Source organism: Streptomyces sp. NPDC002690, assembly GCF_053592415.1.
Map to the genome: position 1 here is coordinate 1 of NZ_JBSFVR010000258.1, position 10,887 is coordinate 10,887.

Here is a 10,887-nt window from a genome sequence, read left to right on the forward strand (position 1 = left end):
GCCACGCCTCCCTCGCCTTCCGCGAGTGCGGGGCGGTCGCCATGCTCAGCGGCTCAGGTCCACGGCCCGCGGTCCTGCCGCGAGGAGCCGGTCAGTACGCGCTGTCGACGTTGTCGATCGTGCCGTACTTGTCGGCCGCGTAGTTGGCCGCGGCGGTGATGTTGGCGACCGGGTCGTACTGGCTGTGGACCGTGCCGGAGACGTGGTAGTAGTCGAAGGTCGGCTTGATGATCTGGAGCAGACCGATCGACGGGACGCCGTTCTGGGCGTTGATGTCCCAGTCGTTGATGGCCTGCGGGTTACCGCTGGACTCGCGGATGATGTTGCGGTGCAGCCCCTCGTACGTACCGGGGATGCCCTTCGCCTTCATGATCGCGAGGGACTCGCGGATCCAGCCGTCCAGGTTGTTCGCGTAGACCGGCTTCCGCTCGGCGGAGCGGCTCGCGGTCTCCGAGGTACCGGAGGACGAGCGCTTCGCGGCGTCGGCCTTCGCCCGGTCCGCCGCCTTGACCTTGGCCTCGGCCGCGGCACGTTCCGCCGCCTTCGCGTCGGTCAGGGCCTTGGCGTCGGCCACGGCCTTCTTCCGGGCGGCCTCGTCCTTCGCCTTGGCGGCGTCGGCGGCCTTGACCAGCTTGGCGGCGGTGGTGTTCTGCTCGATCACGCTGTCCTGCACAGCCTTCGCCCGGGCCGAGTCGGCCCCCGACGCGAAGACGACCGGGGACGCCGCCACGGAGGCGTTGGTGCTCTCGGCCTGCGCGTTGCTCGGAACCAGCGAGAACGTCAGGGCGGCGACACCCAGCGCGGAGACGCCGGCGACGGAGAGCTTCTGCGTCTTGTTCAGACGACGGGTTCGGTCAAATATGCGGGACGCGGACATCACAGACGTACCTCTTCGAGTCGTGGGTGCCCCTCGCGGGACACGGAGACGGAGAGTGGCGGTGCGCCTCTCTGTCAGGTGGACAAGTGCAATTCTTAGCGACCGCAAAATGCCCTGGCAAAGGTGTGACGTACGAAGCCGGGTAGTGGATCAGAGTCTTATGTCCGTTTCGTGGATGCCGGTCAGGGCGGGCTAAATCGCCCCTATTCATCCACTAACGGGCTTCGTACGTGACGTGAGTCCTATGCGTGGGCTCACATCGCGCGACCGTCGGTCTCACTCCGAGTTGCAAGAGCAACTCGCACTGTCAGGGGTTCCCCGAGGCGGAAGAAGGCCCGAGGAAGATCCGAGGACGAACCGCGCCGGGCGTACGCCCCGGTGCGCCCGGCGTCCGGGCCCACGGACCTACGCCCGAAGGCCCCGCCGACGCCCGTCCACAGGCCGATACCGGCTTTGCGCACCGCCGGTACCGTGAGGCGTATGAGCCACCTCCGACCGTCGGGTCTCGCCGCCGTGAGCGCCGCGCTGCTCGCGATGAGCAGGCAGCTGGACGTGCGCGACGTCCTCAAGACGATCGTCGCCTCGGCCCGCGAGCTGCTGGACGCCGAGTACGCGGCGCTGGGCGTCCCCGACGACCACGGCGGCTTCGCCCAGTTCGTCGTCGACGGCGTCAGCGACGAACAGTGGAAGGCGATCGGCCCGCTGCCCCGGCAGCACGGCATCCTCGCCGCGATGCTCCACGAGGCGAAGCCCGAGCGGCTCAGCGACGTCCGCAAGGACCCCCGCTTCGGCGGCTGGCCCGACGCCCACCCCGACATGTCGGACTTCCTCGGCCTGCCCATCCAGGACGGCGACGAGATCATCGGCGCCCTCTACCTCGCCAACAAGAAGTGCCCCAAACCCGAGGGGAGCTGCGGTTTCACGGCACAGGACGAGGAACTCCTCTCGATCCTCGCCCAGCACGCGGCCATCGCCCTCACCAACGCCCGCCTCTACGAACGCAGCCGCGAGCTCACCATCGCCGAGGAGCGCTCCCGCCTCGCGCACGAACTGCACGACGCCGTCAGCCAGAAACTCTTCTCCCTGCGCCTCACCGCCCAGGCCGCCGCCGCCCTGGTCGACCGCGACCCCGCGCGCGCCAAGGGCGAGCTCCAGCAGGTCGCCGCCCTCGCCGCCGAGGCCGTGGACGAACTCCGCGCCGCCGTCGTGGAACTCCGCCCCGCCGCCCTCGACGAAGACGGCCTCGTCGCCACGCTCCGTACCCAGGTCCAGGTCCTCGACCGGGCCCAGAGCGCACAAGTCACCTTCGACAGCCACGGAGTACGCGCGCTGCCGGCCGCCCAGGAGGAGGCGCTGCTCCGCGTCGCGCAGGAGGCCCTGCACAACGCGCTGCGCCACTCCGGCGGCGCCCGTGTCACCGTCACCCTGACCCGGCGCGGCCCGGCCACCGTGCTGCGGATCACCGACGACGGCCAGGGCTTCGACCCCACGGAGGTCCGTGAGGCCGGCCGGCACCTCGGCCTCGTCTCGATGAGCCACCGCGCGCACAGCGTCGGCGGCACCCTCAACGTGGAATCGGCGCCCGGAAAGGGCGCCACGATCGAGATGGAGATCCCCGGTGGCTGACAAGACCATCCGCGTGCTGCTGGTCGACGACCACCAGGTGGTACGGCGAGGCCTGCGCACCTTCCTGGAGGTGCAGGACGACATAGAGGTCGTCGGAGAGGCGTCGGACGGTGCGGAGGGTGTCGCCCAGGCCGAGGCGCTCCGCCCCGACGTGGTGCTGATGGACATCAAGATGCCGGGCACGGACGGCATGGAGGCGCTGCGCAAACTCCGCGAGCTGGCCAACCCCGCGCGGGTCCTCGTCGTCACCAGCTTCACCGAGCAGCGGACCGTCGTCCCCGCGCTGCGCGCCGGAGCCTCCGGCTACGTCTACAAGGACGTCGATCCCGACGCCCTGGCCGGCGCCATCCGCTCCGTCCACGCGGGGCACGTGCTGCTCCAGTCCGAGGTGGCGGGGGCGCTCCTCGCCCAGGAGGAGACCGGGGGCGGTACGGGCCGCGGCACCACCCTCACCGAACGTGAGCGCGAAGTGCTCGGCCTCATCGCGGACGGCCGGTCCAACCGCGAGATCGCCCGCGCGCTGGTGCTGTCCGAGAAGACCGTCAAGACCCACGTCTCGAACATCCTGATGAAGCTGGACCTGGCCGACCGCACCCAGGCCGCCCTCTGGGCCGTACGCCACGGAATGGCGGGCTGACGGGGAGCGGCCCACCGCCCCCCGGGAGCCCCGGAGCGAGCGGGGCAGGCGGCTACCGCCGCCCCCGCTCGCCCTCCTCCACGTACGCGTTGTACGCGGCCACCTGCGCCCTGCGCGCCACCCGTTCCACCGGCCGCAGCGCCTCGCCCCGGGCCGCGATCTCGGAGGCGCTCACCGCACCGCCGTGCCCGTTCTCGTGTGCCAGCGCGATCAGCAGCCCCACCCGCTGGGCCAGCTCCAGCACGCGTACCGCCCGGGGCGGGTACCCCGGCGCCAGCACCTCGCGCCCGCGCTCCGCCCGGGCCCGGTAGGCGTCGAGGGCAGCCTCGGCCACCGGCCCGGAGCCCGCCACGTCCAGCCGCGACAGCAGCGCCGTCGCGTCCCGCAGCGCCTCCGCGAGCTCCCGCTCCGCCTCACCCAGCGACGGCACGTCCGCCGGCGGGGCCTCCCGTACGGGTGTCACCCGCCACACCACCTCGACGTGCAGATCGCCGGGCGGCCCCGCCTCGGTCACCTCCGGCACCAGCCCGTACGCGGCCCCGGTGGCGACCACCGCCTCCCCGGTCTCCAGCGCCCGCGCGTTGAACTCCGGCGGACCGCTCAGCCCCAGCGGATGCCCCGGGGCCGGCAGCGCCACCCGGTAACCCGTCACCCCCAACCCCCGTAGTCGCCCCAGCGCCAGCGTGAGCCCGACGGGCCCCGCCTCCCCGGGCAGTCCCTCGACGCGGTGCACCGCGTCCTCCTGGACGATGGCGTCCACCGCGTCGTCCGGTGACACGAGTCCGGCGAGCAGCGCGTTTCCCCAGGCGGCAAGAAGTCCTGAGCGTGGTTCCGAAAGCATGGGAACAGCCTAAGAGCTGCCGCGCTCCTCCCGCCGGGAACGGACCTCGCGGCCGGAGCACTCCCGGGGTGGCGTAAGTTTTGCGTGGGAGCTGTGCCCTCCGGCACGCGACGATCTCGACACTGCATGGGGAGACAACGCGCTCATGAGCGATGTACTGGAGCTGGTGGACGTATCCGTGGTCCGCGACGGACGCGCTCTGGTGGAAGACGTCTCCTGGTCGGTCAAGGAGGGGGAGCGCTGGGTCATCCTCGGCCCGAACGGCGCCGGCAAGACGACGCTGCTCAACATCGCCTCCAGCTACCTCTTCCCGTCCACCGGAACGGCCAAGATCCTCGGCGAGCAACTCGGCGGGGTCGGCACCGACGTCTTCGAGCTCCGCCCGCGCATCGGCATCGCCGGTGTCGCCATGGCGGACAAGCTCCCCAAGCGCCTCACCGTCCTGCAGGCGGTCCTCACCGCCGCGTACGGCATGACGGCGACCTGGAACGAGAGCTACGAGGAGGTCGACGAGCAGCGCGCCCGCGCCTTCCTCGACCGCCTCGGCATGAACGACTACCTCGACCGCAAGTTCGGGACCCTCTCCGAGGGCGAGCGCAAGCGCACCCTGATCGCCCGCGCGATGATGACCGACCCCGAGCTGCTCCTGCTCGACGAGCCCGCCGCCGGACTCGACCTCGGCGGACGCGAGGACCTGGTGCGCCGCCTCGGCCGCCTGGCCCGTGACCCGTACGCCCCCTCCATGATCATGGTGACCCACCACGTCGAGGAGATCGCGCCGGGATTCACCCATGTCCTGATGATCCGGCAGGGCAAGGTGCTCGCCGCCGGCCCCATGGAGACCGAGCTCACCTCGCGCAACCTCTCCCGCTGCTTCGGCCTGCCGCTCGTCGTCGAGCACCAGGGCGACCGCTACACCGCGCGCGGACTGCCCCTGTCGTAGGCGCCGCAGGTGGTGTCCGGCGGATCCGGGCCGGACGCACCACCTGACCGGATCTCGCCCACGGGCCCCTGTCCCCGGAGCACATGCGGTCCTACCATGACGACATGGACGCGTGGGTGTGGTGGCTGATCGCGGCGGTGGGGCTGGGAATTCCCCTGGTCCTCACCGCCATGCCGGAGTTCGGGATGTTCGCGGTGGGCGCGGTCGCGGGGGCGGTCGTCGCCGCCCTCGGCGGCGGCATCGTGGCCCAGGTGCTGGTCTTCGTCGTCGTCTCCGTCGCGCTGGTCGCCGTGGTGCGGGTGGTCGCCGCGCGCCACCGGGGCGACGGCCCCCAATTCTCCTCGGGAATCGACGCGTTGAAAGGCCGGCGAGCCGTCGTGCTCGAACACGTCGACGGCAGGGGCGGTCGCATCAAGCTGGCGGGCGAGGTCTGGTCGGCCCGCGCGCTCGACGAGACCCAGAGCTTCGAGCCGGGCCAACAGGTCGACGTCGTCGACATCGACGGGGCCACCGCCGTCGTCATGTGACCGAACCGGCCACGCGGCAGGGCGAGTTCTGCGACACTCGAAGTCGATCATGTCGACTCGCCCGGTCCGTAGCAGTGAGAGTGCGACCCGATCACCAGGATCCGTCGGCTATCGAAGGGCTTGAGGCACACGATGCAACCGGTCATCATCGTCCTGATCATTTTGGTGGTGCTCGTCTTCATCGCCCTGATCAAGACGATCCAGATCATCCCGCAGGCCAGCGCCGCCATCGTCGAGCGTTTCGGGCGCTACACCCGCACGCTCAACGCGGGGCTCAACATCGTCGTCCCGTTCATAGACTCCATCCGCAACCGCATCGACCTCCGCGAGCAGGTCGTGCCCTTCCCGCCGCAGCCGGTGATCACCCAGGACAACCTGGTCGTCAACATCGACACCGTCATCTACTACCAGGTGACGGACGCCCGCGCCGCGACGTACGAAGTCGCCAGCTACATCCAGGCGATCGAGCAGCTCACCGTCACCACCCTCCGCAACATCATCGGCGGCATGGACCTGGAGCGGACCCTGACCTCCCGCGAGGAGATCAACGCGGCCCTGCGCGGCGTACTGGACGAGGCCACCGGCAAGTGGGGCATCCGCGTCAACCGCGTCGAGCTCAAGGCCATCGAGCCGCCCACCTCCATCCAGGACTCGATGGAGAAGCAGATGCGCGCCGACCGTGACAAGCGCGCCGCGATCCTCACCGCCGAGGGCATCCGGCAGTCCCAGATCCTCACCGCCGAGGGCGAGAAGCAGTCCTCGATCCTGCGCGCCGAAGGTGACGCCAAGGCCACGGCCCTGCGTGCCGAGGGTGAGGCCCAGGCCATCCGGACGGTCTTCGAGTCCATCCACGCGGGAGACCCGGACCAGAAGCTCCTCTCGTACCAGTACCTCCAGATGCTCCCGAAGATCGCCGAGGGAGACGCCAACAAGCTCTGGATCGTGCCCAGCGAGATCGGCGACGCCCTCAAGGGCCTCAGCGGCGCCTTCGGCAACCTCGGCGGCGGAGCCCCCGGCTTCAACACCGGCGGGTCCGGCGGCCCGGGCAAGGAGCGCCGGGAGGAACCCCCGGTCGACTGAGGGCTGTCCCGCCGGAGCCTCGCGGGACAGCCTCCGGCGCCCTCACACGCACACGGCCCGGGAGCGGGCCGGACGATGGTGGAACTCCCCCTGCGGGGCCCCCGTCCGGACCGTCCCGGGCCTTCGTGCATGATCGGTGCGGCACCCCGACCTTCCATGGCGGGGATGCGTCACCCGATCACCGAAGGAGTGGCCTTGTCCCTCTGGGAAATGCTCGCCGTCCTCGCAGCCGGCACAGCCGCGGGAACGATCAACACCATTGTCGGATCAGGTACGTTGATCACCTTCCCGGTACTGCTCGCCGTCGGCCTGCCACCGGTCACCGCCACCGTCTCCAACGCCCTCGGCCTCGTGCCCGGCTCCGTCAGCGGGGCGATCGGATACCGCGAGGAGCTCAAGGGCCAACGCCCACGCGTCATCAGACTGGGCATCAGCTGTCTGATCGGCGGACTCGCCGGAGCCACCCTCCTGCTGGCCCTGCCCTCCACCGCCTTCGAGACGATCGTCCCGGTCCTGGTCACCCTCGCCCTCGTGCTGATCGTGCTCCAGCCACGCATCAGCAGGGCCGTGCAGCGCCGCCGTGAACGCTCCGGCACCCCCGCCCACCCCGAGGGCGGCCCCCTGCTCGCCGTGGGCCTCGTCCTCGCCAGCGTCTACGGCGGCTATTTCACCGCCGCCCAGGGGATCATCTACCTCTCCCTGATGAGCATGCTCATCGACGACACCATCCAGCGCCTCAACGCCGTCAAGAACGTCCTGGCCGCCGTCGTCAACAGCGTCGCCGCGCTCTTCTTCCTCTTCGTCGCCGACTTCGACTGGACCGCGGTCCTCCTCATCGCGGTCGGCTCCACCGTCGGCGGCCAGATCGGCGCCCGCGTCGGCCGCCGCCTCAGCCCGACCGTGCTGCGCTGCCTCATCGTGGCGGTCGGAATCTGCGCACTCGTGCAGCTGCTGCTCCGCTGACACGCGGAAGCCCGCCTCCCCCATGGAGACGGGCTTCCGGTACGCCGTCAGGCGTATGCCGATCGGACCGACCGGCTGACTCGGGACGTTCGCGGCTGACCCAGAACGTTCGGGGCGGGATCAGGCGGCGGTACGGTCCAGCCAGGCCGGCAGCGACGAACGGTCGGCCGACGCCATCGCCAGCAGCATCGCCTCGGCCGGTGAGGGTACGAACGGCTGGCGCAGCAAGGGCATCTCCGCCTGCTCCGGCGTCCGGGCCGCCTTGCGGTGGTTGTCCTCCGCGCAGGAGGCCACGGTGTTCAGCCAGGTGTCCTGGCCGCCCTGGGCGCGCGGCACGACATGGTCCACGGTGGACGCCCGCCGCCCGCAGTACGCGCAACGGTGCTGGTCACGTATGAGGACCCCCCGTCTCGACCACGGCGCCTGTCTTCGGAAGGGCACGCGTACGTATCGGCAGAGCCTGATCACGCGGGGCACCGGGATGTCGACGGCGGCACCACGCATGCGGAGGCCGGGATCGGCCTGCTCGACGACCGCCTTGTCCGTCAGGACGAGGACCACCGCACGATTGAGGGTCACCGTCGACAGCGGCTCGAAGCTCGCGTTGAGGACCAGCGTGTCACGCATCCTGCCCACCTCCCTTGTGCCGCCCGCCCCCCGGCGGGCCCGGACCAACTCTGGCTGGGCGGGCCGTGTGGGACAACGCAATAAAAAGTGCCCTGCCCAGATCTCTCCAGAACCGGGGCAGGGCAAACGGGAGAAGAACGCTCAGCTTTCGGGGGAGGCGTACTCACCGATCAGGTGCGCGCGTCCCAGCGTGTGGAAACGCAGATTGAATCCGACCGCGGCCGGGGAGGTGTCGTCGTCCGTCCCGAGCTTCTCCGTGTCCACGGCGTACACGGTGAAGACGTAGCGGTGGTTCTCGCCTGCGGGCGGGGCGGCGCCGCCGAAGTCCTTCGACCCGTAGTCGTTGCGCGCGTGCACGGCTCCTTCGGGCAGCCCCGCGAAGGCGCCGCCGCCCGCTCCGGCCGGCAGCTCGGTGACCGAGGCCGGGATGTCGAACAGCACCCAGTGCCAGAAGCCGCTGCCGGTGGGCGCGTCGGGGTCGTAGCACGTCACGGCGAAGCTCTTCGTCCCGGCGGGGAATCCCTCCCAGCGCAGCTGCGGGGACGTGTTGCCCTGCGCGTACACCTGCGCGTCCGCGAGCACGGCACCGGGCGCGAGGTCGTCGCTCACCAGGCTGAACGCGGGTACCTCGGGGTGGAAGTCGTGGGGGAGCGGGGCCCTTTTCGCCCGGGCCCTGTTCGCTTCGGTCACAGCAACACCTTTCCTGTGGGCCGGTCCCGGTGGGCAGTCCCCACCGGGACCGGGACGTCTCCGACGGATCATGCCGGACACGCTTCGGGGCGCCCGCACGACCCGGCGGACGACCGCCGAGGGAGGGACGTCGGTCGGCATCCGGCCATGATCCGCCGGACACCGCTCACAGCCAGTTGCGCTGACCGCCCACCTGGGCGAGCCACTGGTTGAGGTAGGCGGCCCAGTCCGTCTGGTGGAAGTCGTCGAAACCGACCCGGAAGGAGCGGTACGAGTCGCTGCCCTCGCTGAACAGCCCCGCCTTCTTGTCCATCTCCAGGATGACGTCCATCTCGCGGTCGTCGGCGACGAAGGACAGCTCTACCTGGTTCAGGCCGCGGTACTGCTGCGGCGGTACGAACTCGATCTCCTGGTAGAACGGCAGCTGCTGGCGCGTCCCCCGGATGTGACCGCGCTCCATGTCCGCGCTGCGGAAGCGGAAGCCGAGCTGTCCGAACGCGTCCAGGATCGCCTGCTGGGCGGGGAGCGGGTGGACGTTGATCGGGTCCAGGTCACCGGAGTCCAGCGCGCGGGCGATGTCGAGCTCCGTCGTCACCCCGATGTTCATGCCGTGCAGGTTCTGCCCCGCGAACGTGGTGATGGGCGTCTCCCACGGGATCTCCAGCCCGAACGGCACCACGTGGACGGCACCGGCCTGCACCTCGAACGCACCGCCGAGCCGCAGCTTGGTGAACTCGACGTTCTGCTTGAACTCCTGGTCGTTCCCCTCCACCTCGACCCGCGCCTGCAGGCCGACCGAGATCCCCTGGATCTGCTGGGCGACGGAACCGCCCTGGACACGCACCTCGCCCTGGACGACGCCACCGGGGACGACATTGAGCTCGATGAGCTCCGTCTCCACCGACGCGCCGCCGGCGCCCATGCTCGCGAGGAGCCGCTTGAAGCCCATGGTTTCTCCTTATAGGTGTCTGACCCCTACATACGCGCCCTGACGGTAGCCGGTTCCCGCCATGGTTCCGCCAGTACCCTCGGTCGCCATGGACGCCGCTGCGGACCGTACTCCGCTGACCCGTGACTTCTTCGACCGCGACGTCCTTGACGTCGCCCCGGACCTGCTCGGCCGCACGCTGGTACGGCGCACCGCCGACGGGCCCATCGAGCTGAGACTTACCGAGGTGGAGGCGTACGCGGGCGAGATCGACCCCGGTTCGCACGCCTTCCGCGGCAGAACGGCCCGCAACGGCGTGATGTACGGCCCGCCGGGTCACGCGTACGTCTACTTCACGTACGGAATGTGGCACTGCTTGAACCTGGTGTGCGGTCGGGAGGGGTGGGCGAGCGGGGTGCTGCTGCGGGCCGGTGAGATCCTTACCGGCGCCGATCTGGCCCGCCCCCGTCGACTTTCGGCCCGCAATGACCGAGAACTGGCCAAAGGGCCGGCTCGTCTGGCGACCGCCCTCTCGATCGACCGGGGCCTCGACGGAAGCGATGTAGTCGCCGGCCCACCGGAACCGATGTCCGTCCTGTACGGCACCCCGCCACCCCGCGACCAGGTGCGGAACGGTCCGCGTACCGGAGTGGGGGGCGACGGCGCCCACCAGCCCTGGCGTTTCTGGATCGACGGCGATCCGACCGTGAGCCCTTACCGCGCCCACGCCCCACGGCGGCGCCGGACTTGACGAGGCTTCGGGCGGCCTCTAATGTGGTCCGAGCCGCTTTACACGGGTGCAGTGATCGGACCGGTCCTCAGGATCATGCCGACCGGCCTCGATGCGGCCAACCACTAGTCTCGATCCGCCCTGACGGGTGCGAATTCGGCATGTCCGAATTTCGCTTCGAACGCTCGATTATGAGTCGTCAAGGAAATGGACTACGGTAGCGGCAAGCCGAAAGGAAGCCGAAAAGGCAGCCAGGAGGCAAAGGCCCCCGACGGGCCGCCGGAATCAAACTCGGACCGGAAACGGAACGAAAATGAGTCTGGTAGAGTCGGACTCGCCGGAAAGGGAAACGCGAAAGCGAAGAACTGGAAAGCGAAAATCGCTTGACCCGCTTCGACCGGGAATCGGACCGATAAGA

The 10,887-nt window shown here is 70.0% G+C and carries 12 protein-coding genes; 7 read left to right on the forward strand and 5 right to left on the reverse strand.

The annotated features are described in order from the left end of the window. Positions 1 to 91: 91 nt before the first annotated feature. Positions 92 to 877, reverse strand: a complete 786-nt coding sequence (locus ACWD3D_RS26160; RefSeq protein WP_451463241.1) for a transglycosylase SLT domain-containing protein — start codon at positions 875 to 877, stop codon at positions 92 to 94. A gap of 480 nt (positions 878 to 1,357) precedes the next feature. On the opposite strand from ACWD3D_RS26160, the gene ACWD3D_RS26165 reads away from it, so the two are divergent. Both ACWD3D_RS26165 and ACWD3D_RS26170 read left to right on the forward strand, forming a co-directional pair. Continuing rightward, on the forward strand, positions 1,358 to 2,503 hold the full coding sequence (locus ACWD3D_RS26165) for a GAF domain-containing sensor histidine kinase (RefSeq protein WP_451463242.1): 1,146 nt from the start codon (positions 1,358 to 1,360) through the stop codon (positions 2,501 to 2,503). After that, the gene (locus ACWD3D_RS26170) at positions 2,496 to 3,140 is read left to right on the forward strand and encodes a response regulator (protein ID WP_451463243.1); all 645 of its coding nucleotides are present in this window, start codon (positions 2,496 to 2,498) and stop codon (positions 3,138 to 3,140) included. The genes ACWD3D_RS26165 and ACWD3D_RS26170 overlap by 8 nt, the downstream gene beginning before the upstream one ends. Positions 3,141 to 3,192: 52 nt before the next feature. On the opposite strand, the gene ACWD3D_RS26175 is transcribed toward ACWD3D_RS26170, so the two are convergent. Then, the gene (locus ACWD3D_RS26175) at positions 3,193 to 3,981 is read right to left on the reverse strand and encodes a hypothetical protein (protein ID WP_451463244.1); all 789 of its coding nucleotides are present in this window, start codon (positions 3,979 to 3,981) and stop codon (positions 3,193 to 3,195) included. Positions 3,982 to 4,126: 145 nt separating this feature from the next. On the opposite strand from ACWD3D_RS26175, the gene ACWD3D_RS26180 reads away from it, so the two are divergent. The 4 genes from ACWD3D_RS26180 to ACWD3D_RS26195 all read left to right on the forward strand — a co-directional run bounded on the left by ACWD3D_RS26180 (position 4,127) and on the right by ACWD3D_RS26195 (position 7,494). Further along, entirely contained in the window at positions 4,127 to 4,924 is a 798-nt protein-coding gene (locus ACWD3D_RS26180; protein ID WP_451463245.1) for an ABC transporter ATP-binding protein, read from the forward strand. A gap of 104 nt (positions 4,925 to 5,028) precedes the next feature. Continuing rightward, the gene (locus ACWD3D_RS26185) at positions 5,029 to 5,451 is read left to right on the forward strand and encodes an NfeD family protein (RefSeq protein WP_451463246.1); all 423 of its coding nucleotides are present in this window, start codon (positions 5,029 to 5,031) and stop codon (positions 5,449 to 5,451) included. A 132-nt stretch (positions 5,452 to 5,583) separates the two neighbouring features. Continuing rightward, positions 5,584 to 6,531 carry an SPFH domain-containing protein gene (locus tag ACWD3D_RS26190; protein ID WP_451463247.1) on the forward strand — a complete coding sequence of 316 codons (948 nt, stop codon included), beginning with the start codon at positions 5,584 to 5,586 and terminating at the stop codon, positions 6,529 to 6,531. A 195-nt stretch (positions 6,532 to 6,726) separates the two neighbouring features. Beyond that, complete coding sequence (locus ACWD3D_RS26195; protein ID WP_451463248.1) at positions 6,727 to 7,494, forward strand: sulfite exporter TauE/SafE family protein; 768 nt, start codon at positions 6,727 to 6,729, stop codon at positions 7,492 to 7,494. A gap of 120 nt (positions 7,495 to 7,614) precedes the next feature. Here ACWD3D_RS26195 and ACWD3D_RS26200 read toward each other — a convergent pair whose 3' ends face one another. The 3 genes from ACWD3D_RS26200 to ACWD3D_RS26210 all read right to left on the reverse strand — a co-directional run bounded on the left by ACWD3D_RS26200 (position 7,615) and on the right by ACWD3D_RS26210 (position 9,760). Then, entirely contained in the window at positions 7,615 to 8,121 is a 507-nt protein-coding gene (locus ACWD3D_RS26200) for an HNH endonuclease (protein ID WP_451463249.1), read from the reverse strand. A gap of 141 nt (positions 8,122 to 8,262) precedes the next feature. Continuing rightward, the gene (locus tag ACWD3D_RS26205; RefSeq protein WP_451463250.1) at positions 8,263 to 8,811 is read right to left on the reverse strand and encodes a YbhB/YbcL family Raf kinase inhibitor-like protein; all 549 of its coding nucleotides are present in this window, start codon (positions 8,809 to 8,811) and stop codon (positions 8,263 to 8,265) included. A gap of 166 nt (positions 8,812 to 8,977) precedes the next feature. Continuing rightward, complete coding sequence (locus ACWD3D_RS26210; RefSeq protein WP_451463251.1) at positions 8,978 to 9,760, reverse strand: sporulation protein; 783 nt, start codon at positions 9,758 to 9,760, stop codon at positions 8,978 to 8,980. An 88-nt stretch (positions 9,761 to 9,848) separates the two neighbouring features. Here ACWD3D_RS26210 and ACWD3D_RS26215 point away from each other — a divergent pair, with 88 nt between their 5' ends. Continuing rightward, a complete protein-coding gene (locus ACWD3D_RS26215; RefSeq protein ID WP_451463252.1) occupies positions 9,849 to 10,490 on the forward strand; it encodes a DNA-3-methyladenine glycosylase in 642 nt (213 codons plus the stop codon). Positions 10,491 to 10,887: the final 397 nt, after the last annotated feature.

Coding starts and splice junctions, on each gene's coding strand:
- ACWD3D_RS26160 (WP_451463241.1), bottom strand. CDS start 877: ATGTCCGCGTCCCGCATATTTGACCGAACCCGTCGTCTGAACAAGACG.
- ACWD3D_RS26165 (WP_451463242.1), top strand. CDS start 1,358: ATGAGCCACCTCCGACCGTCGGGTCTCGCCGCCGTGAGCGCCGCGCTG.
- ACWD3D_RS26175 (WP_451463244.1), bottom strand. CDS start 3,981: ATGCTTTCGGAACCACGCTCAGGACTTCTTGCCGCCTGGGGAAACGCG.
- ACWD3D_RS26180 (WP_451463245.1), top strand. CDS start 4,127: ATGAGCGATGTACTGGAGCTGGTGGACGTATCCGTGGTCCGCGACGGA.
- ACWD3D_RS26185 (WP_451463246.1), top strand. CDS start 5,029: ATGGACGCGTGGGTGTGGTGGCTGATCGCGGCGGTGGGGCTGGGAATT.
- ACWD3D_RS26190 (WP_451463247.1), top strand. CDS start 5,584: ATGCAACCGGTCATCATCGTCCTGATCATTTTGGTGGTGCTCGTCTTC.
- ACWD3D_RS26200 (WP_451463249.1), bottom strand. CDS start 8,121: ATGCGTGACACGCTGGTCCTCAACGCGAGCTTCGAGCCGCTGTCGACG.
- ACWD3D_RS26210 (WP_451463251.1), bottom strand. CDS start 9,760: ATGGGCTTCAAGCGGCTCCTCGCGAGCATGGGCGCCGGCGGCGCGTCG.
- ACWD3D_RS26215 (WP_451463252.1), top strand. CDS start 9,849: ATGGACGCCGCTGCGGACCGTACTCCGCTGACCCGTGACTTCTTCGAC.